Here is a 26312-nt window from a genome sequence, read left to right on the forward strand (position 1 = left end):
TTAGATGCGTGATGCCGCTGCGTACTGTTTCAGCAGATCAGGCACATCAAGAATCAAAGCAATGTGACCATCACTGGTAATCGTTGCCCCCGCCATACCCGGCGTCCCTTGCAACAACTTATCAAGCGGCTTGATGACGACTTCTTCTTGTCCAATCAAGGTATCCACAACAAAGCCAACACGCTGGCTTCCTAGTTGAACGATAACCACATGACCATGCCCTTTACGTAGCTCGACTTTCCCCGCACTCGGCGCTAGCCAGTTTTGCAGATAGAACAGCGGAATAGATTTGTCTCGAACAATGATCGTCAACTGGCCATCGACGACGTTGGTGCGGCTTAAATCCAAATGGAAGATCTCGTTGACACTAGCCAAAGGCAGCGCAAATGGATGCCCTGCTACCCCAACCATCAAGGTTGGCAAAATCGCCAGTGTCAGAGGTACTTTGATCGTAATTTTGGTGCCTTTACCGAGCTCCGAGTCAATATCGATCGAGCCGTTTAAGGTATTGATGGCCGTTTTCACCACATCCATACCCACACCGCGACCAGAGATGTCAGAAATCTTCTCTTTACTTGAGAAACCTGGCATGAAGATCAGGTTGAAACACTCTTTGTCGGTAAGGCGAGACGCTGCGTCTTCATCCATCATGCCACGTTTAACGGCAATCGCACGGAGCTTATCTGGGTCCATACCGCCACCGTCATCGACAATGGCCAGCTCAATATGATCACCTTCTTGCGAGGCAGACAGAATCACTTTGCCCGTGCGCGGCTTGCCAGCGGCAACGCGATCGTCAGGCATTTCAATACCGTGATCCACCGAGTTTCGAACCAAGTGAATCAATGGATCAGCAAGCGCCTCAACCAGGTTTTTATCTAAGTCTGTCTCTTCACCGCGCATTTCCAGCGTGATGTCTTTATTCAGGCTACGAGCTAAATCTCGAACCACTCGCGGGAAACGACCAAACACTTTCTTGATTGGCTGCATGCGCGTTTTCATGACCGCGCCTTGCAGATCCGCAGTGACAACGTCTAAGTTCGCGACCGCTTTGGACATCTCCTCATCGTTGCTATTCAAACCCAAACTGAGTAAGCGGTTACGCACCAACACTAGCTCGCCCACCATGTTCATGATGACATCGAGGGTTGAGGTATCGACACGGACCGTGGCTTCTGCTTGAGGTTTCTTGGCCGGAGCAGACGCCTCTTTCTTCGCTGGAGGTGGCGCTGCCTCTGCCTTAGCGGCTGGGGCTGGTTTCGCAGCAGGCGGCGCTTTCGGAGCCGCCGCTGGAGCCGATTGACTTGGTGCAGAAGACTGGGGCGCAGAAGATGGCGCCGCAGCAGGTTTAGGTGGCGCTGGCTTCGTGGCCGCTTCGAGTTCTTCCACTGATGGTCCTTTACCTGCACCGTGCAGGTTGTCCAACAGCTTCTCGAACTCTTCATCGGTCATTAGATCGCCATCACCAGCCACAGAGCTAGGCGGTGGAGGAGGCGGCGGAGCAGACGCTGCAGCTTCATTTTCACCCGGGCCTTTACCGACCCCGTGAAGTTCATCAAGCAGCTTTTCAAATTCATCATCGGTGATATCACCGCTCATGTCTGCACTTGGCGCTGGAGCGGCTGATGGCTGCGCCTCGGCTTCTTTGCCAGGTGCGCTACCCTTGCCATGAAGCTCATCAAGTAGCTTTTCAAACTCGTCTTGGGTGATTTCGTCGATAGAACCACCAGAGCCTGAAGGCGCTGGGTCTGCAGCAGGCGCTTCCACGATAGGTTCTTCGACAACAGGTTCTTCAACAACAACCGGCTCTTCAACGACAGGCTCAGGCTCAACGGGCGCTTCAGCTTGAGGCGCCTCATCTTCTGAGGCAGGTCGACTTAGACGATGAAGTTCATCAAGAAGTGCGGGATCTGCTGGCGTCAGTGGGTCTCTGTCTTGGACGGCCTGAAACTGTTCATTGACGGTATCGAGGGCTTTCAGCATGGTGTCCATCAAGCCAGAATCGACCTGACGCTGACCATTACGCAACGTGTCAAACACGTTCTCAGCACCGTGACAAGTGTCAACAAGCTCAGTCAAAGAGAGAAACCCTGCGCCCCCTTTCACCGTGTGGAAACCACGGAAAATGGCGTTGAGCAAATCTCTGTCATCTGGGTTGTTTTCCAATTCTACCAACTGCTCAGACAGTAGTTCTAGAATCTCACCCGCTTCTACCAAAAAGTCCTGAAGAATATCTTCGTCTAAATCAAAGCTCATATGTTACCTCTAAAACCCAAGACTAGAGAGCAAGTCGTCCACTTCGTCTTGTGATGAAACGGCATCATCCCTTTCTTGAGGGTTAAGGATTGGCCCTTCCGGATCCGTAGATGCTTTATTCTTGTTTTTCGTGCTGCCTTCCAACTGGCTTGCGCCAAACGCAGTGAGAATCTCGACTAATCGTGCTTCAACTTCACTGACCAAAGTAATCACGCGTCTAATAATTTGTCCGGTCAAATCTTGGAAATCTTGAGCCATCAAAATTTCCGTCAACTGACCGCGTAACTCTGTACTGTCGCCCTCGACTTGACCAAGTAGGTCATCGATGCGATGGCACAAGGCTTTGAACTCTGCAAGGTCAATGCGTCCGTGCATCAGTTCGTTCCACTGAGGGCGTACCTTAAGTAGCCCTTCGTGCAAATTGTCTGCAATCGGCATACAACGGTCGACGGCATCCATGGTTTTGTTCGCGGCGACTTCTGTCTTGTCAATGACGTATTGAAGGCGATCCCTTGCATCAGGAATTTCGTCATTCGCGATTTCGTTAACTCGTTCACTGAGCGTAAACTGCTTGATAGACTCGTGCAGATCACGGGTTAACTCGCCAATCTCTTGAAGCATCGGATTGGCATTTGATTCATGAATGTCTTTAACAAGAAGGTCTGCTTCCTGCTGTTGACCATTTTCTAATAGTTCGACAAGTTGTTTTGCCTGTTCTAATGAAATCATTCTGAATTTGGCCTATTGCGCCACGTCGTCAATTCCTTGACTTATAAACGCTCAAAAATTTTGTCTAGTTTTTCTTTTAGTGTTGCCGCGGTGAATGGCTTAACGATGTAGCCGTTCACACCCGCTTGTGCCGCCTCGATGATCTGCTCACGTTTTGCTTCCGCGGTGATCATCAAAACAGGAAGGTGCTTAAGCTCAGCATCGGCGCGAATGTGCTTGAGCAGGTCAATACCTTGCATGCCTGGCATGTTCCAGTCGGTCACGACAAAGTCGAAATCACCTTTTTTCAGCATAGGTAACGCAGTCAAACCATCGTCGGCTTCTTGAGTGTTATTAAAACCCAAGTCACGAAGTAAGTTCTTAACGATTCGGCGCATTGTTGAAAAGTCATCAACAATTAGGATTTTCATGTTTTTATTCAAAATTGCCTCCACTGAGTTTGATATCAGTGATGTTAGTCATTATTTGTCCAAGCACTCAACTTTGTGCGTAGACGTTGCATTGATTGGCTTAGTATCTGGCTAACGCGTGACTCGCTAACCCCAATTACCTCACCGATTTCTTTCAAGTTTAACTCTTCATCGTAATAAAGCGAAAGTACTAGTGCCTCTCGTTCTGGTAGAGATTTGATCGAGTCGACAAGTGCGGTGCGAAAATACTCATCTGCCACCCCTTTAAAAGGGACATTGTCTTCCTCTTGGTCCTCAGGAGAAATCGAATCTTCCGAGACGCCTAAGTCCTCTATCCCAACCAAACGTGAACAGTTAATGTCCGTTAGTATGGTGTGGTACTGATCTAGGCTGATGCCCATAAACTGCGCCACTTCCGCATCGGTTGGGTCTCGATTGAGTTGCCCTTCCAACGATGCGATAGCTTGACTGATTTCTCGATTGTTCTTATGCACAGAGCGAGGAACCCAGTCTCCACGTCGGATGTCATCCAACATCGCGCCTCGAATCCGTATGCCTGCATACGTTTCAAAACTGGCGCCTTTACTACCATCGTAGTTTTTTTGTGCCTCTAGCAGACCAATCATGCCCGCCTGAATAAGATCTTCTACCTGCACACTCGGAGGCAAACGTCCAAGCAAATGGTGAGCAATACGCTTCACCAGCACCGAGTATTTTTCTAAAAACGCTCGCTGGCTATCGTGATTGGCATATTGGTCATAGGTCAGGGCCTTATTCACCAAACGGTTCCTCTAGCATCTCATTCTTATTTACTAAGCGTTCTACAAAAAACTCAAGATGTCCACTCGGCACTTTCGGAATTGGCCAAGTTAGCGCTTTACTGGCTAATGAACCGATGGCGAGAGCAGCAGGGGAGCGCGGGAAGGCGTCCACAACAATCTTTTGCTTTTTAACAGCTTGTCGAACTTTATCATCTAAAGGAATACATGCTACGAGCTCAAGACTCACATTCAAGAATCGCTCTGTGACCAAGGTCAACTTTGCGAACAATTCTCTGCCTTCTCGATAGCTTCTGACCATATTTGCAACAATTTTGAATCGCTGCACTTGGTGGTCCTTGTTCAATAGTTTAATTAAAGCATACGCATCGGTAATTGACGTAGGTTCATCACACACGACGACAACCACATCTTGGGCCGCGCGCGAAAAACTCACTACCATATCAGAAATGCCTGCCGCTGTATCAATCAACAGCACATCCATTTCGTCTTCGAGACTGCCAAAAGCGCGAATCAAGCCCACATGTTGCGCGTGGGAGAGTTCGGTCATCGACTGCGTCCCTGACGTTGCAGGAATGATGCGGATACCGTGTGGCCCTTCAACAATGGCGTCTTGCAGGTCACACTCTCCGGCCAATACATGGCCTAAATTGCGTTTAGGTCGAATGCCGAGCATCACGTCCACGTTGGCCAGACCTAAGTCTGCATCGAGCACCATGACTTTTTTGCCTTGGCGCGCCATACAAATTGCCATGCCTAAGGTTACGTTTGACTTACCAACTCCGCCTTTGCCTCCGGTTACCGAAATAACTTTAGTCAACGAGGGTTGGGTTAAGCGGCGTAGCCCGCTAGCTTGGTCTTGAATCATATTCTTCGTCATAATCGTCCGCCGCCTAGAACCTGTCTGCGTCACTATTCCAATAGTGCGGTTCGTTATCTGTCGACTTCTCTAGCAACTCATTTGCTTTCGCTACCATGTATTTTGGCTGAGCAATCACAATGTCTTCTGGTACACGCTGCCCGTTTGCGATATACGCGACGGGCAGTGCATTTTGCACCACAACACTGACAAACTCTCCCAAACTCAGTGACTCATCGAGCTTGGTCAAAATACATCCAGAAAGTGGAATACGTTTAAAGTGATCAATGGTCTCTTGTAATACTTTGCGCTGCGCCGTAGCAGGCAGTACCAAATAGCTATGAATCACTTCACCAATTTCGTGCATTAGGGTGTCAAGCTGCTCGGACAATCGGACATCACGCTGTCCCATGCCGGCAGTATCGACCAAAATTAGGCGACGATTTCTCAACTGATAAATAACATCGGCTAATTCATTGGAATCTTTAGCAACTTTTACTGGGCACCCCATAATTCGACCATAAATGGCCAGCTGTTCATGAGCGCCAATTCGATAAGTATCTGTGGTCACAAGCGCCACGTTGTCCGCGCCAAACTCCATCGCTGCGCGCGCGGCCAATTTGGCCACCGTCGTGGTTTTCCCTACACCGGTTGGGCCAAGTAATGCGACCACGCCACCGCGTTTAAGGATGTCTTGTTTGGAGATAGGGATCTGGTCTGAGACTAAACCCAGCAACGCTTTCCACGCTTTGGTAGGCGGCGTATCTTCAGGTATGTAACACGCCAATTGATCAGCCAAATCCGAAGAGACGCCCATCCGCTCAAGGCGCTTAATTAACATGGCTCTAAGGGGCTCTCTTCGCTCCACTTCTTGCCACATTAACCCCGATACTTGATGCTCAAGCAGACGACGAATCGAGGACATTTCCTCTTTCATCTCTTCAAAATCTTCGTTGGGAATCGCTGACTCTTGCGCGCGACCTCGTTCATAACGAGAGGGGTCCAAGCGTGCCGCGGGCCTTTCAATGCGGCGGTCTTCTGCAATCAACTTGGCTAAAGGTGAGTCTTCACGCACGCGAACATCCTCATCCTGGCCGGATTTATAAGAGGTGTTTTGACGCTTCAACAACGCCGCCAGCGAGTCTTCTTCTTGCTCATCACGAGGTGAAGTTCCGCCACGATATTGAGCCAGCATATTGGCAAAACGTTTGGTCATCGAGCGCCCTGAATCCCCTTGTGATTGCAGGCTCACCTTATCATCATCAAGGCGACGCTGATTCGATGAGGCTAAGCTCGCACTGGCTTGGCTATGCTGGCTAGATGATTGAGAGGCAGGGACATGTCGTGGATTGGAGCTATAGCTGTGACTTGGTGCCGCTCGCTTCGCTGTTGAATCGCCATCAACAGCCGCCACGATTTCTACGCCACCAGCGACTTTTTTGTTCGACATGATTACTGCGTCATCGCCTAACTCTGCTTTCACTTGAAGCAGAGCGCCACGCATGTCTTTTGCAAAAAATCGTTTAATTTTCAAGTTAGATACCGTGTTTTACCGACTCTGTTCTAGTTACCGACAGCTTGAACAATGCGGATTTGTTTTTCGTCTGGTATTTCTTGGTATGACAGCACACGCAGTGATGGAATCGTATTCTTCACGAACTTGGCTAAGGTTGAACGCAACACCCCTGATGTCAGGAGCACAGCAGGCTCACCTTTGAGCTCTTGTTCTTGTGTGGCATGGCTCAGTGATGATTGCAATCGCTCTGCCAAACCAGGTTCTATCCCTGCGGACTCTCCTCCCGAAGCTTGCATTGTCTGATGCAATATTTGTTCCAGCTCAGGAATCAAGGTGATAACCGGCAACTCTGGCTCTATACCATTGATTTCCTGAACGATTAAGCGCTTCAATGAAATTCGCACGGCAGCCGTTAGTATGTCGGGTTCTTGACTCTTCGATGAGTATTCCGACAAGGTCTGAACAATGGTACGAATGTCTCGAATAGGCACGGCTTCGTTGAGTAAGTTTTGCAGAACTTTCACTACTACGCCAAGTTGCAGCTGATCGGGTACAAAGTTTTCCACCAACTTCGGCGCGCTGCGGCCCAACATTTCAAGTAGATTTTGTACTTCTTCATGACCGAGCAGTTGAGAGGCGTTGTTGGTCAACAGCTGACTTAAGTGCGTCGCCAATACCGTGGACGAGTCAACGACGGTGTAGCCTAATGCCTGAGCATGCTCGCGCTGCTCCTCGCGAATCCACACCGCTTCAAGCCCAAACGCGGGGTCAATGGTCGGTTCACCCTCAATCATGCCGTACACTTGTCCTGGGTTGATTGCCAGCTCCATATCTGGGCGAATTTCCGCCTCGCCTACCGCAACGCCCATTAAAGTGATGCGGTAGCTATTTGGCGTCAATTCAAGGTTATCGCGAATGTGCACAGCAGGAATGAGGAAGCCAAAATCTTGAGAGAGCTTTTTACGCACCCCTTTCACTCGCTCAAGCAGTTCGCCCCCTTGGTCTTTATCCACCAATGGGATCAAGCGGTAGCCCACCTCAAGACCAATGGTATCGACCGGCTGAACGTCATCCCAAGAGAGCTCTTTCGGCGTGGGGGCTTCTGTCTCTTGCGTGGCGGGCAGGTTCTTGCTCTCGGCCTGTTTTTTCTGCTTACGTTGAATGAGGTACGCACCGCCGCCCGCTAACAGTGCGAGGAGCAAAAACGCAAAATGAGGCATCCCCGGAACGATGCCCATGACAAACAAAATCGCGGCGGTGATCATCAGCGCCTTGGGGTTGTCAAACATCTGAAAGACAACCTGCTGTCCCATATCCTCGTCTGTATTTTGACGCGTCACCATGATCGCGGCGCCAATCGACAACAGCAATGATGGGATCTGGGCGACCAGACCATCACCAATAGTCAGCAAGGTATAGATTTGAATCGCTTCACCAAAGCCGAGGCCGTATTGCGCCATACCGATCGATAAGCCGCCGATAATGTTGATAAACAGAATCAAGATACCGGCAATGGCGTCACCCTTAACAAATTTTGACGCACCGTCCATCGAACCATAGAAATCGGCTTCTTTGGTCACTTCTTGACGTCGAGTGCGCGCTTGATCTTGGTCGATAAGTCCCGCATTCAAGTCTGCGTCAATGGCCATTTGCTTACCGGGTAAAGCATCCAAGGTAAAGCGAGCACTCACCTCAGAGATACGCCCTGCACCTTTGGTCACGACCATAAAGTTGATGATCATCAAGATGAGAAAGACCACCAGACCGACAGCGTAGTTACCACCAATCACCACGTTACCGAAGGCTTCAATCACAGAACCTGCCGCTTCGGGTCCTTCATGACCGTACAGCAGTACCACACGCGTTGAAGCAACGTTGAGCGCCAAACGCAGCAAGGTCGCAATCAGCAGTACCGTGGGGAAAGCCGCAAAATCAAGCGGGCGGCGTGTGTAAACCGTGACGAGCAGCACCACCATCGCCAAAGCGATGTTGAAGGTAAACGACAAATCGAGCAAAAAAGGCGGGATCGGCAATACGATCATCGCCAATGTCGACAGCACCATGACAGGCGCGCCTATGGCGGGTAAGGCTCGCTGAGGTATCGGTGGCAGCTTATCTGCAAACGGCAAAGAAAACTTCATAGGTAAGTAATGAGAATCTATGGAAAAAGAGTCAACGTCAGCTGATTATGCAATTTTTAGTCCAGTGATGTTGTCAAAAAACTGGCTAGAGACAAGATCTAGGCGACCCAACTTTTGAAGTGACACCTATAGCACGACTGACGTTAACGCATGAATATTGCTGACGGCGTTAGGGTCTGAGGTTAAACAGCAACTCTCCTTGTTTGGTCTGAGGTTGGTAATCGACACAAGCCAACCCTGAGGTAGGGAACAGTGGCGGCGCCATATCCACCACAAACTCCGCGGTCAAATATCCGACCAGAGGTAAGTGAGAGACGAGCAACACAGACTCTAGCTGCTCAACATCAATCAAGGCGTCAATATACTGCGCGACTTGCTCAGAGTCCCCATAGGGCGTGATGTCATCCAGTGTCTCTACTTTATCGGCGTCAAAGCAGTGAGCGATCTCCTGCCATGTCTGCTGAGCACGGATATAAGGGCTGACAAGAACCTTATCAAAAGAGCGATAGCCCTGCTCGACACACGCTTTTGCGACCGCTAGAGACGCTTGTCGACCATTCGCGGTTAACTCACGCTGGGCATCACTGTCGGCAAAATGCTCTGCTTCCCCATGGCGCATAATAAAAATTTTCATGGCTAAATCCTACACTACCCTGCCAGCGCCCATTCGACGTGGCGAATTTATTATCGTGCCAGTCTTGCTGGCCATTTTTACTCTCAAGTATATCAAGAGCGTGGCTAAAGACACCGATTTTATTAATGAATTGTTGACGAAACGATCGCAATCTCAGGCAGGTACCGACGAGCGTTTTATAAAATCAATGACTTTTCTTGACGATATGGTTTGCAGACAGGCACATCGCGTTCATAATTGTTAAAAAGAACGACGACTATTTGCATTACCCTAATCGCCATTCACATCACTCGCCCACTTTTTGGAGAACATCGTGCACATTAGCCCAAATGATACCAATCAATACCATTATCTCGAGTTGGACAATGGCTTGAGGGTATTGTTGATTCACGATAAAAACGCACAGAAATCCGCTGCGGCATTGGCGGTGAATGTCGGTCACTTCGACGACCCGGAAGATCGTCAGGGGTTAGCCCATTACCTTGAGCACATGCTATTTCTCGGCACAGAGAAATATCCTAAAGTGGGGGAGTTCCAAAGTTTTATTAGTCAACACGGCGGATCAAATAACGCTTGGACGGGCACTGAACATACCTGCTTCTTTTTCGATGTCTCTCCCACGGCATTTGAATCGGGCCTAGATCGTTTTAGTCAGTTCTTCACCGCACCACTGTTTAACTCCGAAGCACTCGATAAAGAACGCCAAGCGGTCGACTCTGAATACAAACTGAAACTCAATGATGACTCGCGCCGACTGTACCAAGTCCACAAAGAGTTGGTGAATCCTGCTCACCCGTTTAGCAAGTTTTCAGTGGGTAACATTGACACCTTAGGCGATCGGGAAGGCGAATCGATCCGCGACGAAATCGTTGCCTTTCACCGCGATCATTACTCAGCGGATATCATGACACTCACAGTGGTGGGCCCGCAGTCGTTGTCTCAACTTGAGGGATGGGTGCGAGAGAAATTCACTACAGTGCGCAATCAGCGCTTGGCGGGCAAGCAGATAGAGGCGCCCTACACTCATCCGGGTTCCACCGCTATCCGTGTCAATGTTGAACCGGTTAAGGATCTGCGTAAAATCATCCTCACCTTCCCCATGCCAAGCATGGATGCTCATTATCAAACCAAGCCTCTCTCTTATTTCGCTCATTTGCTTGGCTATGAAGGCGAAGGGAGCTTGATGTTGGCACTCAAAGACGCGGGATGGATCACTTCGCTGTCAGCAGGGGGCGGCACCAGTGGCAGCAACTACCGCGAATTTACCGTCAGCTGCGCACTGACCCCTGAAGGGCTTGAGCACATTGATGAACTGGTTCAGGCGGTGTTTAGTTACCTGACCTTAATCAAAGCGCACGGTTTTGACGAATGGCGCTACATGGAAAAACGCGCCGTGTTGGAGTCAGCGTTTCGTTTTCAAGAGCCGACTCGCCCCCTCGATTTAGTCAGCCATTTGGTCGTCAACATGCAGCATTACCAAGCGCAAGACATCGTCTACGGCGACTTTATGATGGCGGGCTACGATGAGGCTTTATTACGCGAATTGATGGGCTATTTCACGCCGCAGAACCTGCGCATCACCGTGATTGCCAAAGATTTGCCGTGTGACCAGCAAGCCAAATGGTACTTCACACCCTACTCGGTTAAGCCACTCAGTGATGAACAGATGGCGTTCTATCACGAGCCATCAGCGCTGACGTTTGCTCTACCAGAGAAAAACCCGTTTATCGCCTACGATCTCGATCCTCAGCCTATTGCTGAGCATCAGCTTGTGCCTGAAATCCTTGAGAATTTACCTGGATTTACTCTCTGGCACATGCAAGACAGCGAGTTTCGCGTGCCAAAAGGTGTTGTCTATGTGGCAATTGATAGCCCACATGCGGTCGCCAACCCGCGCAATATTGTCATGACGCGTCTGTGTGTGGAGATGTTTTTAGACTCGCTGGCCAAAGAAACCTACCAAGCTGAAATCGCCGGTCTTGGCTACAACATGTACGCACATCAAGGGGGCGTGACGCTCACCCTCTCCGGTTTTAGCCAGAAACAACCCGAGTTGATGGCGATGATCCTGAAACGATTTGCAGCGCGAGAGTTCAGTGCTCAACGTTTTGAGACCATCAAAGCGCAGTTGAAACGAAATTGGCAAAACTCAGCGCAAGATCGCCCTATATCGCAGTTGTTCAATGCACTAACAGGCATACTCCAACCCAATAACCCACCGTATGCAACGTTGCTTGATGCGCTAGATACCATTAACGTCGATGAGCTAGCACGTTTTGTCGATGCTATTTTAGCTGAGTTGCACGTTGAGATGTTCGTCTATGGTGACTGGACCAAACGCGATGCGCTCGCCCTCGGTGAGACATTGAAACATGCGTTACGCGTTAAAAATCAGCAGTATGAAGAAGCACTGCGTCCATTGGTCATGCTTGGCGAAAACGGCACCTTCCAACGAGAAGTGCACTGCAACCAAGAAGACTCAGCGGTGGTGCTTTATTACCAATGCGAGGATTCCTCGCCAAGAAACATCGCCCTCTACTCGTTAGCAAACCACTTGATGTCGGCGACATTTTTCCATGAGATTCGCACCAAACAGCAGCTGGGGTATATGGTGGGCACCGGCAACCTGCCGCTCAATAAGCACCCCGGTATTGTGTTGTATGTACAGTCGCCCAATGCCGCACCGATTGATTTAATTGCGTCGATTGACGAGTTCCTTAACGCTTTTTACATGGTATTGCTTGAACTGAACGAGTACCAATGGCACAGCAGTAAGAAAGGGCTTTGGAACCAAATCGCCACCCCGGACACCACATTGCGCGGCCGCGCGCAGCGTCTTTGGGTCGCGATTGGTAATAAAGACAAAGAGTTTAATCAGAAAGAAGTGGTACTGAGTGAACTTAAGAGCCTGACCAGAACGGACATGATTCGCTTCGTAGTCAATAAACTCAAACCGCGCACCGCCGATCGTTTGATCATGCACACTCAAGGTAACGCACACAGTGATGCCCCGCCGCTCAATTTAGGTTTAGAGATTGGCTCTATCGAACAGTTCCAACTCCGACCTAAAGATGTCGAACTAGGCTAACTCAGACGCCACAATGGCCTTTAACGAATGGGGGTGGAGCTTGATGCACACCCCTTGATATTTGAAGGCGACCGTCGGGTTGCTGAGCCGCTCGCCCTCTCCTTTCGGACTCGACAATTTCACTTTCACTCCCATCTCACCAAGCTTCTCCCAATGCGCTTTCAATAGCGGAAAACGATGTTTGATCTCTTCAAGGTAAGCCTCGGCATCTTGTGCCTGTGAGGGAACCACAAATTCAACATGTTCCCAACTTTGCTCTGGATACACTTTTCCAGGCGCAGGATAAGGCAGCTCTAAGCACTCAATCGACCAGCCCAAGCTTTCAAGAGGTTGATGAAACTCAAGCACGACGATGGGACGGCCATTAATACGCGCTGTCGAGATTTCCTTACCCTCTTCACGCCAAGCCTGATGGGCAAGTTCAGCCAACGCATTGTCATTGATGCGCATTGCGATGTGATCCGCCTGATAAGGACTCAAATCCAAATGCAGCACCTCGCTTAAATCGCGAATTTTATGCATGAAGTTATCTAAATTAGCTTTCATTTGCGCTGGCAACAGCGCTGCGTCTGACAAGGATTGAGCCATGGTTTTGCATCCAATACGTTGAGATTGCGGCAATAGTAACAAGTTCGCGCTGAAAAGTAGAAAATTTCCCAATTAAGTCCCTATAAGCGCCGCGATAAAGTTGTTATTATGTGCGCCAATTTATGAACTAGATCGAGATATGCATTCACCCTATCCCCACGGATATTATGCGCAGCAAGATGCCCATCTGCTCGCCGAAATTGAATGCATACCCAACCAATTCCCGAGAATTGAAGGAAGCGCGAGTGAATATCCAAGCACTTATTAATGACAAAGTTTCTCAGGCTCTAGAAGCCGCTGGCGCACCTGCAGGCAGCCCTGCAGCGGTACGTCAATCTGCAAAACCACAGTTTGGTGACTACCAAGCGAACGGCGTTATGGGCGTCGCGAAAAAACTCGGCACCAACCCACGAGAATTTGCACAAAAAGTATTGGACGTACTAGACCTCGATGGCATCGCCAGCAAAACGGAAATCGCTGGCCCAGGTTTCATTAACATCTTCCTTGATGAAGCCTTCCTTGCAAAACAAGCCGATGCAGCGCTTGCCGATGCGCGCCTTGGCGTGGCGGCTGAAGCGCAGCAAACCATCGTCGCAGACTACTCAGCGCCAAACGTCGCCAAAGAGATGCACGTTGGTCACTTGCGCTCAACCATCATTGGTGACGCGGTGGTGCGCACACTGGAGTTTTTGGGCCACAAAGTGATTCGCGCTAACCACATTGGTGACTGGGGCACGCAATTTGGTATGTTGATTGCCAACCTAGAGCGCGTGCAGAAAGAGTCTGGCGAAGTGTCGATGGAACTGTCGGATCTTGAAGCCTTCTACCGCGAATCGAAAAAGCTCTACGACGAAGATGAAGCATTTGCAGAGAAAGCCCGTAACTACGTGGTCAAACTGCAAGGTGGTGACGAATACTGCGCAGAAATGTGGAAAAAACTGGTGGATGTCACCATGATCCAGAACCAGCGCAACTATGATCGCCTCAACGTTTCTTTGACGCGTGACGACGTCATGGGCGAAAGCATGTACAACGACATGCTGCCAGGCATCGTTGCCGATCTCAAAGAGAAAGGCTTGGCGCAAGAAGACGATGGCGCACAGGTCGTCTTCCTTGACGAGTACAAGAACAAAGACGGTGAGCCTATGGGTGTCATCATCCAAAAACGCGATGGCGGCTTCCTCTACACAACAACAGACATTGCGTGTGCCAAATACCGCTATGAAACGCTAGGCGCTGATCGCGTGTTGTACTTTATCGACTCACGTCAGCATCAGCACCTAATGCAAGCGTGGACCATCGTTCGTAAGGCAGGTTACGTCCCAGAAGAGGTTACCCTTGAGCACCACGCATTCGGTATGATGCTTGGCAAAGATGGTCGCCCATTCAAAACTCGCGCGGGCGGCACTGTGCGCCTTGCTGATCTGTTGGATGAAGCGCAAGAGCGTGCCATCAAACTGATCGAATCGAAAAACCCGGATCTTGATGCGCAAGAGAAAACCAACATCGCGACGACCGTAGCGATGGCAGCGGTGAAATACGCGGATCTCTCCAAGCACCGTACCACGGATTATGTGTTTGACTGGGACAACATGCTCGCATTTGAAGGCAATACTGCGCCTTACATGCAGTACGCCTACACGCGTGTTGCGTCGATCTTCGCCAAAGCGGGAATCGAAATGGACGCGTTGTCTGGTGAGATTAAAGTGACGGAAGAGAAAGAGAAAGCGCTGATCGCTAAGCTTCTGCAATTTGAAGAAGCGGTACAGTCAGTGGCTCGCGAAGGTCAGCCTCATATCATGTGTAGCTACCTGTTTGAGTTAGCGGGTCAATTCTCTAGCTTCTACGAAGCATGCCCAATTTTGAGCAGCGAAGATGAGTCCATCAAGCAAAGCCGCTTAAAACTGGCGGCATTGACCGCAAAGACCATCAAACAAGGTCTTTCTCTGTTGGGTATCGATACCCTTGAGCGCATGTAATCGCGCCTAGCCTTGACCATTCAGGCAACGAAACGAAGGTTGGTGTGAAAGCATCAACCTTTTTGTTATCCATGGACTAAGGACCCTCACCATGAGTTTTGAACTTCATCCCCAGCTGGTTAAAGACACGACTTTACTTGGCCACTTCCCACTCTGTGTTGCACTGCTACACAAAGACAGTGCCGTGCCTTGGGTTATCTTGGTGCCCAAACGAGCGCAACTCAAAGAACTGCACCATTTGCCGATGCAAGAACAGCAACAGTTTTTGCTGGAATCACAAGCGGTGAGCCAAGCTCTGGAAGCCACCTTTCGACCAGACAAACTGAACCTTGGGGCGCTGGGCAACATGGTGCCGCAACTGCACATTCACCATATCGCTCGCTTTAAGGATGATGTGGCTTGGCCTGGCCCTGTTTGGGGCAATACGCCGGGTGAGCATCGTAGCGACGAGGCACAAACTGAGATAGCAACTCGCTTGACCAATGTTCTGTCGCTTAGTCACTTGTTTACACGAGTTTGAACTTCTGTCGAACACCACAGCAGCGGACGTCTACATGCTAGTGATGATAGCAATCTGGTCATTTCGGACGGACACATATCGTGTCCGAACCGTAATGTTGTGCTCATTGACATCATCTATCCTAGACAGTTTCCCTTTGCGTAACCATATCGCCAACATGGCATCGACCCCATCGAGCGACAACGAAAAACGCTTGGCAAGCTCGGCTTGGGTCACCGTGCCACATTGATCAATGTAAGCTTTTAGCTCTGAGACGATCATGCGGTTTGCACCTCTAGCGACGCTTGCTCTCGTCTTCCCGCCACTTTAAGAGCACGCCAAACGCCTCCACTGACAACGACAATCCCCGCAATCCACACGCTGCTACTTAGAGGATGAGCGGCAAAATGCGCCACTTGGTAATACAAGGCCGCGCTGCCGTAAGCCAGACCCATCGTCCATACGGCAATAAAGCGCGCGTATCGAGCGCCAAATTCACGCACATACGCTCCCATCGCCGCCACACACGGTGTGTAGAGCAATATGAATACCAGATAGGCGAACGCTGCGTGATAAGAAGCAAAATGCTGCTTTAAGTTCCCGAAAATCGATGCGTCCACCGCTTGCTCTTCTGCCACCGCTTCGGTGTCGGATAAATCCCCCACGGAAATGCCCAACGGGTCGCTAAAGCTCAGGCCAATCAAGTTATCGCCGATCGAGGCAAACGCCTCTTCCATACTGGCTAATAAATCATACTCACTCTCTTCATCTTGCGCGGGCGCGTAGAGGTTATTCAAGGTGCCGACCACCGCTTCTTTAGCAAAAATGCCGGTGATGATGCCGACGGTTGCCGGCCAGTTGTCCGCTTCAATACCGATAGGCTCAAATACCGGTGTGACCCATACCGCCGCTTGCGACAGTACCGAGTGCTCGCTGTCCTCATTACCAAAACTGCCATCAGTGCCGAGCGAGTTCATAAAACTCAAGATCGCCACAACCATGACAATGGTTTTCCCCGCGCCAAGCACAAAGCGTTTGAGCTTTTGCCAAGTTTTGATCAGCACATTTTGTACCGTCGGTAGTTCATAGTCCGGCATTTCCATCACTAAACTCTCACTCGAACCTGGGTAGAGCGTGTGCTTAAGTACCCAACCCGTCAACACTGCGGCGACAATGCCAAGTAAGTACAGGGCGAAGACAATGTTCTGCCCACTTTGCGGGAAGAAAGCGGCAGCAAACAGCGCATAAACCGGTAGACGAGCCCCGCAAGACATAAACGGTGCCATTGAAGCAGCCAGCTTACGCTCTCGTTCTTGATCGAGCGTGCGCGTCGCCATAATGGAGGGTACGTTACAGCCAAACCCGAGCACCAAAGGCACAAATGCTTTGCCCGGTAAACCGAGTTTTTGCATCACCTTATCCAGCACAAACGCAGCGCGAGACATGTAGCCTGAACTTTCCAAAATGGCGAGAAACAGATACAAACACGCGATCACAGGAATAAAGGTGGCGACGGTTTGTATACCGCCACCAATGCCATCGGCAAGTAAAGTCACCAACCACACAGGCAGATGATCATCGAGCAAATAGTGGCCGCCATCGACCAGCAAAGCGCCGACACCAATATCAAAGAAGTCGATAAATGCGCTGCCGATGTTGATGGAGAACATAAACATCAAATACATCACGACAAAGAAAAACGGCACGCCAACCCACTTGTTGAGAATGACGTTATCAACATTTTGTGTGAATGAATGGCTTAACACTCCCTGAGCTCGACGCACCTGTTGGCACAATTGGTGAAGATAGGTGTATTTGGTATCTGCCACCAGCAGATCAATATCCATCGTCAATTGACTCTGAGCCACATGCACCTTTTCTCTTGACGCTTGAGTGAGTCCGTTGAGCACCAAACGGTCACTTTCCAACGCACGGATCGCCAACGCACGCGGATTCACTTCAGCCTGACTCGATAAGGTCGATGCAAGCGAATCAATCGCCGCTTCAAACGCATCACCGTAATTCAAGCAAAATGCTTTCGGCGCGATGCCTTGCACTAAACGTTTATGGATATGCGCCTTAAACTGTTCAACATCACCCTTTCGGTTGGCAGAGAGCGCCCAAACTGGGCAACCTAAAGCGCGTTCTAGCGCGTTGACGTCAATGGTTTGTCTGACTCGTTTTAGGGCGTCCATCTTATTGAGCACCACGATCATCGGTCGGCCGAGCTCGCGTAGCTGTAAAGTCATATAGAGGCTACGTTCAAGACAGGTCGCATCAACGACATTGATGATAAGATCCGCCGGATGAGTGAGCACTGCCCGAGATGCAATAGACTCATCAATGCTGTTGCCATCGTTCCCGCTATCAAGCGCGTAGATACCTGGCAGATCGGTTAAAGAGAAGTCGTCACCGGCATGGCGAAAGCGGCCGGTCTTTTTCTCTACCGTCACGCCAGCCCAGTTACCGACTTGCTGACGCGCGCCCGTTAAGCCGTTAAACAAGGTCGTTTTGCCACTGTTTGGATTGCCGACAGTGAGAATTTGGTAATTCATGCGCGCACCTCTACATCAATCGAGTTGGCCATAGATTGACGAACGGCCAGTGAGACACCGCGGACTTCAACTTGCAGTGGGTCTCCCATTGGCGCGACACGAATCAAGGTTACCGCCGTATTAGGCAGAAGCCCCATGACCATGAGTTTCTTGCGCACGTCTTTTGACATCTGACCAAAGCCAATGATGGTCGCGGTTTGACCCGGAGAAAGCTGAGATAATTGCATAACAGACCAATCGATAGTGTAAATGAGAAATATTACTATTAGTTATTGAGATAATATCTCTCTCTACCCGGTCAGATATTGTCTGAAATCAATCTTTGCATTTTTGTCCTCGTCACTTTTGTTAATTTTCGCCTCGTCAATACCGTCAAAATGGGACACTTGTTCAGACTTCCCCCACATTCCATATGACAAAAAAAACATCAAAAACCCACATAAAGCAACCAAAATTCATACACTTAAAACGATTGGCGTAATTCTTATAGTAAAATGGCGTTAATTTTATAAGTAAAATAAGTGCGGGTATTTATAGTGAACAGGTCGCTAGGGCACGGCCTGAAGTGACATTGAATTCCAGAGGTGGCGCAGCGCGCCACTCCGGCAGCAAGCGAAGGTGTCATTGACACCCGTGGTATAGTCCCCCCGGCTATACCACGTTATTTTTTTTTACTCTTCCCCCTGCCCTTCGACAAATTGAGTCGGCGACATTCCAAAACGATATTTAAACCGTTGACTGAAATACGAGGGATCGTTAAAGCCACATTCAAACGCCACATCCGACACTTTTTCCCCCGCCAGCAAACGTCGACATGCATGATCGAGGCGTACTTCATTGAGATATTCGGTAAAAGTGGTGTGCTGATGGCTTTTTAAGCGGCGCTGAAGGCTACGCTCTGAGACATAGAGCAATTGCGCCGCCCTTGATAAGCCAAAATCCGCCTCCGCATAGTGCGCTTCAACAATGGTTTTTAGCTTGGCGAACCAAGGGTCACTCTCTTCTTGCACAGAGTGCGGCAGTTGCTTGACGGCTGAGCGCTCAGTGAAGTGATCGCTCACTGGCCACGTGAACTCCTGCATATTGCGCTCTTTTGAGCAGTGAATCGTCACACTACCACCGCTCGCCTCAACCAGCTGGCTCATTTTCATCAGGTAATCTTGGCCGAGATACGCATGGTCAATCGACTCCCCTTGATCCAACACCGTCAAAGCAAGGCGCTCAACATTGTGGTCAATACGCATCATCACCGTCTGGTTGCGATAGCCGCGCTTAATGACATTATCAATCAGCACGTTAAGTATTTCGTCGAGGTTGAACGCATTTAGAGAGAGATAAACCGCTTGATCTTGTGGCCACTCAATATCCAAGCTCTGCCCTGATTTACGAATCTCTTCTTGCCAACCATCGATCGCCGCATGAAAAATGAGATTGAAGTGGTAAACCGGATCCGCCTCTTTATTCGCTTCACGGGCAAAAATCGACAACGCAAGTTCTTGACTGAGCCTATCGACGACAGGTTTAAACTCCGCACTGTTGTATGGCTGCATCGTCAACTTACTCTGTAAACTCGCCACAGACTGGGCGTAAATAAGACGCCGAATGTGAAGTTGTTTCCTTAACTGAACATTATTCGCCAATAGCACTCGGCTTTGGTGTTCAAGCTGGTGGGTTTTCAGTTCCACTTGCGCTTTAAGCGCTCGGTTTGCTTTGGCCATTAGCCGCGATCGCCAATAGACTATCCCGACGACACACACACAGAGCAACACCACGGCCGCCCCTAGCGAGCTATGCTCTAAGTACCAAGGCTTGTTAACGAGAAATTCAAAGCGGTCTTCCTGACCGGTGCGTCGGCCGTTGTGTGTCACTCTCACGCTCAATTGATGCAAGCCGGGCAGCATGTGTTCGATGGTCAGCGTCACCCCCTCCAACACTTGCCATTCAGGCTCGTTATCTAAACGATATTCAATCTGCGCGCCGCTCAACTGAGGCATCACACCAAATTGGAAGGAGAGTGACTCGCCAAACTCTGTGGTTAATCTTCTATCCGGTGAATGGCCCAAAGCGACCCGTTCCTGACCAACGTTCACTTGACTGACTACGACACGACCAGATGGGAGCGCTTGATGCGCTAAACGCTCAGTATCCACCGCCATTAAATGATGGCTTGAGCCCATCAGCAAGGTGTGCTCGCGGCCAAATTTAGCGCCGCAAAGCCCAGTGACAAACTCATTATTCCTCAGCCCTAAAGGCTCGCCATAGTGCTCCTTGAGCTCCCCCGCCAATGTGTATTGCGACAACCCTGCGGACGTCGTTAGCCAGATACCTTGTTCATTACTCATCAAACATTTTGGCGAGATATGACCATCAATCAGCGCTAGCGATTCGGTGATCCCTGTCGCCGTATCAACACGATAGAGCCCGTATTGACCGGCCACCCAAAGCTCATCATCTGCCACCTCAATAATGTGGCTCACGCCGCCGTATTGGCTGCTGTCATCAACAAACTTGATCACACCACGCTCGAGCAAATACAGTCCATGATCGGTGCCGATCAGCAAACGCTCACCGGCCGATTTGAGATACGTCAGTTGCGCAGGGAGGTACTGCGTTAACATCCAATCCGAGACAAAATCACGGAACACTGCGCGCTCGGGATCATAGCGCCATAACTGCTGATCATTGGCTCCCCAGATGTGGCCCTGACTGTCGACTTCAAGATACTTGGCAGCCGGTGCATTCGATACCAGTTTTGGCTCAGCAAGGCGACTGAGTGGCAAGGTGATCACGCCATTGAGGGTCGCGAGCCACAAGGTCTCTTGATGCTCCATCACATCACTAACAGCGCCTTGATACACTAATGTCCTCTGCCCTCCATCAGTGAGATCCAGTTGATAGAGCCCGAGTGTCGTTAAGAGCCAATACCCTTGACGCTGCGCCATTGGCTCCAACATCAGGGGTTGCTCTCGCTCCGTTCCTTCGCTGAGCAATTGCGGATCAAAGCGCTGGAAATTGGGAGAGAACAAGGAGTAATAGCGCACGCCCTTATCGGTTGCCAACCAAATACCGCCCGCTTCATCGTTGACGATGGAGTAGATACGCTCTCCATAAAGCGGGTGCCCAGCCAAACGCTGGGAGCCAAGACGGCGTTCAGCACCATCGTTATGGGAGTAAATAATCAAGCCGTGTTCAGTGCCAATCCAATACGCGTCATCTGTTTCTGCCAAGCTCAGCACGTGCGAACCCGGAATGTCGGCGACCATTTGAGTAGGACGATGGATATTAAACACCAGCGCTCCCGACAAGGTCCCAACCACAATTTCGCCTCGCTTCGCGGAGTAATGGAGCTTTTCAATGTAATGCTGCTGCGAAAGTGGCACGTGTTCGAAATGACGTCGGTCGGAGACGTAGGCGCCCGCATTGGTGGCGAGCACCCATTTGGAGACGACAAATTGCGCATCATTGATGATGATGGTTGAGGATTGGGTAAACTGATACAACTCCATCAAAGAGAGCGTGTCGAGTTCGCCACTGGGGATATGGTAGGTGTAAAAATAGCGTTCATCGGCCAACCAAATGTAATCTCCCGACGCGCCGATGGAATGAATGTCAGTGCCAGGAGTGAGGCTCAACACCAGTTCGCGCTCCTGATTTGGCAGCGTTCGATAGATTTCATTGCGAAAGAAAGACCAAAATGCATGGTCAGCGTACGCCACTTTATCGACATCATGCGTCAGCGCCGAGCCGACGTTCGGCGCCACGTTTTGACCGTCAAAAAAGAGGATTTGTGCGCGAACATCTTGCAGCCACAAACCGCCCCCCTCAGCAAGAAACAGCTGTTTGGCGGCAAAGACCTTACCCTGACTTTGACTAGGTAGAGAATAAAAGACCTCTGAAGAGGCCAATACAACGTGTGCGCTCAAACACAGCCAGAAAGCGATGAGCTGAGTCATCAGTTTTGATAAAGGGACGACGCGCAAAATACACCTGTTGCTATCAGTGACGCGCAGCGACAAGACTCGCTGCGCAGTTATTTTGAGTCGATAATTATCTAACAACGCTTGGTCATTACAAGGTGTTTGCGTCTCACTTATCACATTCTTTGTGGCAAATCGTTGTGACCGAAAGCAAAAAAGGGAGACACGTCGCCTCCCTTTTCCCTCGCTCTCTGCGCTTAGTGCGTTACGCTAAACGGCCGCTGCGCTCTACATCTGAACATTTTTATATCTGAACGTCTTAGTTTGATAAACACTGCTCAAAACTGTCCGCCATCTGCTGCATAAAGTTGAAATAACCGCCAGCTTCAACCACGATGTCTGCGCCGATGGGGTCAAGCACGCCTTGGTTGACGTCGGTGTTTCGCGTCACGGACTCGACCACCGCAGGCGTATATTGTGGCTCAGAAAAGACGCATTTCGCCTCTTTCTTCGACAGTGCTTGCCTTATCGCAATCAAGGTCTTCGCGCCTGGCTTGCGCTCTGGGCTGACAGTGAAAAAGCCCAATTGATTGAGGCCATAATCCTCTTCAAAGTAACCATACGCGTCGTGGAACACGTAGTAGCCCTGATCTTTCACCTTGCTGAGTTGAGCGGCAATCTCATTGTGCTGCTGGCGCAGGCGCGCTTCAAACTGAGCAAGGTTGGCTTGATATGCTGCTTGCTGACTTGGGTCTATCTCAATCAACTTGGCACTGATCGCTTTGGCCACCTGAGAAGCCGTGTCCACGCCCATCCAAAAGTGGGGATCGTGACTGCCATGATCGTGACCGTCATGATCATGATGATCGCCCTGATATTCACGCAAAGGGAGACCGTCTATTTTGCTCAGTGTTAACACGTTGTCACGCCCCTCCAAGATTTTGTCAAGGAAAGGCTCTAAGTCTGGGCCAAACCAAACAATCAAATCCGCTTGGTTGATTCGGCGCACGTCAGACGGACGCAACGCATAATCGTGCGGCGAGGTGTTGGCCGCCAATAAAACATCCGGCTCGTTGATGCCTAGTGTTAATTCATACGAAATTAATTGGATCGGTTTTATACTCGCGATAATATCGCTGGCCACGACACCCTTGCTGCTCAAGATAAGCAACAAGAGAGGAAGGAAACGTTTCATTTATGTACGACTGCTCTATAGCGTTGAGAAAGTATAAATGTTACATTATAACAATACTGAATTGCAAATGAGTTCTATTCATGTCGACTCTCGTCGAACTAGCTAATATTTCGGTCCAATTTGATGAGCGCAAAGTGCTCGATAAGGTCTCCTTGACCATCAAACGCGGCGAAATCACCACCTTGATCGGCCCAAACGGCGCGGGTAAATCTACCTTAGTCAAAGTGCTGCTTGGCTTGCAGAAGCGCTTTACCGGCCAGATTACACGCCAAAAAGGGCTGCGCACCGGCTACGTCCCACAGAAACTCAAGCTGAATGATTCGCTCCCTTTGACCGTTGAGCGATTTCTTAAACTGGCTGGGCGTTACAGCCAACAAGAGATCATCGACTCGCTCAAACTGGTAGGCGCAGAACACATGCTCATGGCCAATATGCATTCGCTATCTGGCGGTGAAACGCAGCGCGTGTTACTCGCGCGGGCTCTGTTGCAGCGTCCAGATTTATTGGTGCTTGACGAACCGGCACAAGGGGTCGACGTGCAAGGGCAAATCGATCTGTATGAGCTGATTGATACGCTACGCCGCCGTTTTAACTGCGCGGTGTTTATGGTCTCCCATGATTTACATCTCGTCATGGCCAAGACCGATGATGTGATTTGTCTGCAACATCACATCTGCTGCTCCGGCGCACCTGCCGACATTGCACAGCACCCCAATTATATTGCGCTGTTTGGCCAAGCTCAGCGTGAGTCACTGGCGTTTTATCACCACCAGCATGACCACCATCATCATGATTTATCCGGTCAACCCGTAGCGGGCGATGCGACGGCCTGTTCTCACCATTCTCACGGACACCATCATCATGATTGAGTTTTTACTCCCCTCACTCTTTGCCGGTCTTGGTATTGCGGCGATCTCCGGTCCGTTGGGTTCATTCGTCGTGTGGCGAAAAATGGCCTATTTTGGGGACACCTTGGCTCATGCGTCACTAATGGGTATCGCACTCGGCTTTTTGCTCAATATCAACTTGTATCTCGCCTTGGTGGTCTGCTGTTTGGCGCTCGCGGTGATTCTGGTCACGTTGCAACGCCAGCAGTTGGTCGCCACCGATACCTTACTTGGGATCTTGGCTCACAGTGCCCTATCACTCGGTTTGGTCGCCGTCAGCTTTCTTGATCACGTACGTATTGATTTGATGAGCTACTTGTTCGGAGATTTGCTCGCCGTCACGCCCACAGATTTGATCTACATTTACCTTGGCTCGCTCGTCGTTGGCGCGGTGCTTATCGTCTTCTGGCGTCCGCTCATTTCCACCACCGTCAATGAAGAGTTGGCGGCTGTCGAAGGCCATAACGTCGATTTGATGCGCTTGATTTTAATGTTGCTGGTCGGCCTAGTGATTGCGATTGGTATGAAATACGTCGGGGCCTTGATCATGACCTCACTGCTGATCATTCCTGCTGCGGCGGCAAGACGTTTTGCCAAAAGCCCAGAGCAAATGGCGTGCTTTGCATCGCTGATTGGCAGTGTCGCGGTGATCTGTGGGCTGTCGCTCTCTTGGCATTACGATACCCCGGCTGGTCCATCTGTCGTCATCTGCGCGACGGCCTGTTTTATCCTCGCTCAGTTAAAACGTATTGATTAACCAATAGACCAAGCGCCGCGATCAGCGGCGCTTTACATTTTTTTCTCCCCAAGTTTGCGATGGATCAAGCCTTTCGCATTTAGCTCTGCCTTTCCCCGCCAAGAGAGTCATCCCTGTCTACACTTAAGTAGGTAAGTTGCAGATTGCAGATTACTGCTTGTCCGAAGCTATGTGGCCGAAACTGAGTGTGCACACATTCAATACCCAGTGAGGCACAACAATCGGTTCGTTCTTGATTCATCGTTGGCGTTGATTTTGTAAGGGGGGCATCATGGAAAACTCAACACTGCATCGCCACTCTTCACTGGCACAAACCCATCACCTAAACGAGCAAATGACCGGCTTGTTGGAGCGCATGCAAGTTCACCATCCCGCTCTCGACCACTTAAGTTTTGCCCTGTATGACGACAGAGATCATTTGCTGCGCAGTTACGCCGACAGTACCTCGCTTTCGCTCAATATTACCCATTACGAAGCGCCACTGAGTTCATTACCGACGCTGCGCCAAAGCCTGCAATCGCGCAGCCCGGTCATTTTGACGCATCTAACAACATTGCGCCGCTCGCCGCATATTGAGTCTTTACTGCGCGATGGCTACCGATCTTCAGCGACCATACCAACCTTTATCCATGATCGATTCCTTGGGTTCATCTTCCTCAACTCTTATCAAGAGGGTGCGTTTACACCGGCGGCGCTCGATACCCTTAAGCCTTACTTGGAGATGATGAGGTTGTCGATTTTTTCTGAGTATCAGCTGGTGGATACCTTGATCAATTGCGCTTGCAAGCACGCTGCGCAGTTTCCGCTCTATCAACGAGAGTCTCGGGCGCACAAACAGCGCGTCGCCAGTTTTACACATGTAATAGCAACGGGCCTTGCGCTCAAATACGATCTCGATGACGAAACCATTGAACACCTCAGCTTATTTTCGCAGTATCACGACATTGGCAAAGTCACGCTACCGGCCGAGCTACTGTGTAAACCCGGTAAATTGACCGAGGTAGAGCTCGCCACACTCAGAGAACATGTTCAAGCGGGCGAAGTCATCATTCATGAGTTCATTGAGCAAGCGGGCGCAAGTGGTCACCCCAGTGCTGAACTGTTTTTACACATCATTGCGCACCACTATGAGTTTCTCGATGGCTCTGGATATCCTCGCCATCTAAAAGGCAATGAGATCCCTCTCGCCGCTCGTATTGTCTGCGTCGCAAATATCTTTGACGCTTTGATCACCCATCGCCCGTATAAACAGGCGTCGTCGATTCTTTATGCACTGCTAGAGCTGGAAAAGATGGTTCAGATGGGTAAATTGGATCGTGATTGCGTCAATGCACTGCGCGAGCATCAAAGCGAACTAAAAGCGATATCAGAGCGCTATCCTGAACTCGACCCAAGTGAACGAGCGACGACAAATTAGTGACTTGGCTGACCAAACGCCGCCCGATCCCGTATAATTTTCATTCAACAATATAAAACCTTATCTTTCCTTGGTTGTTATTAGGCATCCAAAGCAGGATAATGTC

The 26312-nt window shown here is 50.1% G+C and carries 20 protein-coding genes; 6 read left to right on the top strand and 14 right to left on the bottom strand.

The features are described 5' to 3' along the window. From AC6R10_RS02125 to sixA, 8 genes are all read right to left on the bottom strand, one after another. On the bottom strand, positions 1-2256 hold the full coding sequence (locus AC6R10_RS02125) for a chemotaxis protein CheA (RefSeq protein ID WP_500671318.1): 2256 nt from the start codon (positions 2254-2256) through the stop codon (positions 1-3). Between the two features lie 9 nt (positions 2257-2265). Continuing rightward, on the bottom strand, positions 2266-2985 hold the full coding sequence (locus AC6R10_RS02130) for a protein phosphatase CheZ (protein ID WP_334551109.1): 720 nt from the start codon (positions 2983-2985) through the stop codon (positions 2266-2268). Positions 2986-3026: 41 nt separating this feature from the next. Continuing rightward, positions 3027-3395, bottom strand: a complete 369-nt coding sequence (gene cheY / locus AC6R10_RS02135; RefSeq protein ID WP_017635949.1) for a chemotaxis response regulator CheY — start codon at positions 3393-3395, stop codon at positions 3027-3029. Between the two features lie 44 nt (positions 3396-3439). After that, on the bottom strand, positions 3440-4174 hold the full coding sequence (locus AC6R10_RS02140) for an RNA polymerase sigma factor FliA (protein WP_334551111.1): 735 nt from the start codon (positions 4172-4174) through the stop codon (positions 3440-3442). Beyond that, positions 4167-5054 (bottom strand): MinD/ParA family protein, encoded by an 888-nt coding sequence (locus AC6R10_RS02145; protein WP_334551112.1) that lies wholly within the window; start codon positions 5052-5054, stop codon positions 4167-4169. The genes AC6R10_RS02140 and AC6R10_RS02145 overlap by 8 nt, the downstream gene beginning before the upstream one ends. A gap of 13 nt (positions 5055-5067) precedes the next feature. Beyond that, the gene (flhF, locus tag AC6R10_RS02150) at positions 5068-6567 is read right to left on the bottom strand and encodes a flagellar biosynthesis GTPase FlhF (protein ID WP_500671319.1); all 1500 of its coding nucleotides are present in this window, start codon (positions 6565-6567) and stop codon (positions 5068-5070) included. 29 nt (positions 6568-6596) lie between these two features. After that, on the bottom strand, positions 6597-8690 hold the full coding sequence (gene flhA, locus AC6R10_RS02155; protein ID WP_334551116.1) for a flagellar biosynthesis protein FlhA: 2094 nt from the start codon (positions 8688-8690) through the stop codon (positions 6597-6599). 169 nt (positions 8691-8859) lie between these two features. Further along, positions 8860-9324, bottom strand: coding sequence for a phosphohistidine phosphatase SixA (gene sixA / locus AC6R10_RS02160; RefSeq protein ID WP_500671320.1), 465 nt, complete (start codon positions 9322-9324; stop codon positions 8860-8862). Positions 9325-9637: 313 nt separating this feature from the next. Between sixA and AC6R10_RS02165 the strand changes: the two genes are divergently transcribed. Further along, on the top strand, positions 9638-12412 hold the full coding sequence (locus AC6R10_RS02165) for an insulinase family protein (protein ID WP_500671321.1): 2775 nt from the start codon (positions 9638-9640) through the stop codon (positions 12410-12412). Here AC6R10_RS02165 and AC6R10_RS02170 read toward each other — a convergent pair. Beyond that, positions 12404-13000: a VOC family protein gene (locus tag AC6R10_RS02170; RefSeq protein ID WP_500671322.1), complete on the bottom strand. Its 597-nt coding sequence runs from the start codon at positions 12998-13000 to the stop codon at positions 12404-12406. The two genes, AC6R10_RS02165 and AC6R10_RS02170, sit on opposite strands and share 9 nt — an antisense overlap. Before the next feature lie 245 nt (positions 13001-13245). On the opposite strand from AC6R10_RS02170, the gene argS reads away from it, so the two are divergent. Beyond that, a complete protein-coding gene (gene argS, locus AC6R10_RS02175) occupies positions 13246-14979 on the top strand; it encodes an arginine--tRNA ligase (protein ID WP_334551121.1) in 1734 nt (577 codons plus the stop codon). Between the two features lie 91 nt (positions 14980-15070). Continuing rightward, a complete protein-coding gene (locus tag AC6R10_RS02180; RefSeq protein ID WP_500671323.1) occupies positions 15071-15499 on the top strand; it encodes an HIT family protein in 429 nt (142 codons plus the stop codon). 30 nt (positions 15500-15529) lie between these two features. Here the strand turns inward: AC6R10_RS02180 and AC6R10_RS02185 are convergent, their stop codons facing one another. The 5 genes from AC6R10_RS02185 to znuA form a co-directional block, all read right to left on the bottom strand. Then, positions 15530-15760: a FeoC-like transcriptional regulator gene (locus AC6R10_RS02185; RefSeq protein ID WP_500631869.1), complete on the bottom strand. Its 231-nt coding sequence runs from the start codon at positions 15758-15760 to the stop codon at positions 15530-15532. Beyond that, positions 15757-18033, bottom strand: coding sequence for a Fe(2+) transporter permease subunit FeoB (feoB, locus tag AC6R10_RS02190; protein WP_500671324.1), 2277 nt, complete (start codon positions 18031-18033; stop codon positions 15757-15759). Before feoB ends, AC6R10_RS02185 begins: the two co-directional genes overlap by 4 nt. Next, a complete protein-coding gene (locus AC6R10_RS02195; RefSeq protein WP_334551126.1) occupies positions 18030-18260 on the bottom strand; it encodes a FeoA family protein in 231 nt (76 codons plus the stop codon). Before AC6R10_RS02195 ends, feoB begins: the two co-directional genes overlap by 4 nt. A 444-nt stretch (positions 18261-18704) precedes the next feature. Continuing rightward, positions 18705-21986, bottom strand: coding sequence for an AraC family transcriptional regulator (locus tag AC6R10_RS02200; RefSeq protein WP_500671325.1), 3282 nt, complete (start codon positions 21984-21986; stop codon positions 18705-18707). A 283-nt stretch (positions 21987-22269) separates the two neighbouring features. After that, a complete protein-coding gene (gene znuA, locus AC6R10_RS02205; RefSeq protein ID WP_500671326.1) occupies positions 22270-23145 on the bottom strand; it encodes a zinc ABC transporter substrate-binding protein ZnuA in 876 nt (291 codons plus the stop codon). A gap of 80 nt (positions 23146-23225) precedes the next feature. Between znuA and znuC the strand changes: the two genes are divergently transcribed. From znuC to AC6R10_RS02220, 3 genes are all read left to right on the top strand, one after another. Next, positions 23226-24014 carry a zinc ABC transporter ATP-binding protein ZnuC gene (znuC, locus tag AC6R10_RS02210; RefSeq protein WP_334551129.1) on the top strand — a complete coding sequence of 263 codons (789 nt, stop codon included), beginning with the start codon at positions 23226-23228 and terminating at the stop codon, positions 24012-24014. After that, positions 24007-24789 carry a zinc ABC transporter permease subunit ZnuB gene (gene znuB, locus AC6R10_RS02215; RefSeq protein ID WP_500631949.1) on the top strand — a complete coding sequence of 261 codons (783 nt, stop codon included), beginning with the start codon at positions 24007-24009 and terminating at the stop codon, positions 24787-24789. Before znuC ends, znuB begins: the two co-directional genes overlap by 8 nt. Positions 24790-25060: 271 nt before the next feature. Then, the gene (locus AC6R10_RS02220) at positions 25061-26206 is read left to right on the top strand and encodes an HD domain-containing phosphohydrolase (protein WP_500671327.1); all 1146 of its coding nucleotides are present in this window, start codon (positions 25061-25063) and stop codon (positions 26204-26206) included. The last annotated feature ends 106 nt before the right edge of the window (positions 26207-26312 follow it).

The organism is Vibrio sp. R12-SG2-ISO1 (genome assembly GCF_059834045.1).

Bases quoted from the DNA above. Each gene is read 5' to 3' on its own strand.
- AC6R10_RS02195 (WP_334551126.1), bottom strand. From the start codon at position 18,260: ATGCAATTATCTCAGCTTTCTCCGGGTCAAACCGCGACCATCATTGGC.
- cheY (WP_017635949.1), bottom strand. From the start codon at position 3,395: ATGAAAATCCTAATTGTTGATGACTTTTCAACAATGCGCCGAATCGTT.
- feoB (WP_500671324.1), bottom strand. From the start codon at position 18,033: ATGAATTACCAAATTCTCACTGTCGGCAATCCAAACAGTGGCAAAACG.
- znuC (WP_334551129.1), top strand. From the start codon at position 23,226: ATGTCGACTCTCGTCGAACTAGCTAATATTTCGGTCCAATTTGATGAG.
- AC6R10_RS02185 (WP_500631869.1), bottom strand. From the start codon at position 15,760: ATGATCGTCTCAGAGCTAAAAGCTTACATTGATCAATGTGGCACGGTG.
- znuA (WP_500671326.1), bottom strand. From the start codon at position 23,145: ATGAAACGTTTCCTTCCTCTCTTGTTGCTTATCTTGAGCAGCAAGGGT.
- AC6R10_RS02125 (WP_500671318.1), bottom strand. From the start codon at position 2,256: ATGAGCTTTGATTTAGACGAAGATATTCTTCAGGACTTTTTGGTAGAA.
- znuB (WP_500631949.1), top strand. From the start codon at position 24,007: ATGATTGAGTTTTTACTCCCCTCACTCTTTGCCGGTCTTGGTATTGCG.
- flhA (WP_334551116.1), bottom strand. From the start codon at position 8,690: ATGAAGTTTTCTTTGCCGTTTGCAGATAAGCTGCCACCGATACCTCAG.
- AC6R10_RS02220 (WP_500671327.1), top strand. From the start codon at position 25,061: ATGGAAAACTCAACACTGCATCGCCACTCTTCACTGGCACAAACCCAT.
- AC6R10_RS02130 (WP_334551109.1), bottom strand. From the start codon at position 2,985: ATGATTTCATTAGAACAGGCAAAACAACTTGTCGAACTATTAGAAAAT.
- AC6R10_RS02170 (WP_500671322.1), bottom strand. From the start codon at position 13,000: ATGGCTCAATCCTTGTCAGACGCAGCGCTGTTGCCAGCGCAAATGAAA.
- AC6R10_RS02145 (WP_334551112.1), bottom strand. From the start codon at position 5,054: ATGACGAAGAATATGATTCAAGACCAAGCTAGCGGGCTACGCCGCTTA.
- sixA (WP_500671320.1), bottom strand. From the start codon at position 9,324: ATGAAAATTTTTATTATGCGCCATGGGGAAGCAGAGCATTTTGCCGAC.
- AC6R10_RS02180 (WP_500671323.1), top strand. From the start codon at position 15,071: ATGAGTTTTGAACTTCATCCCCAGCTGGTTAAAGACACGACTTTACTT.
- AC6R10_RS02200 (WP_500671325.1), bottom strand. From the start codon at position 21,986: ATGACTCAGCTCATCGCTTTCTGGCTGTGTTTGAGCGCACACGTTGTA.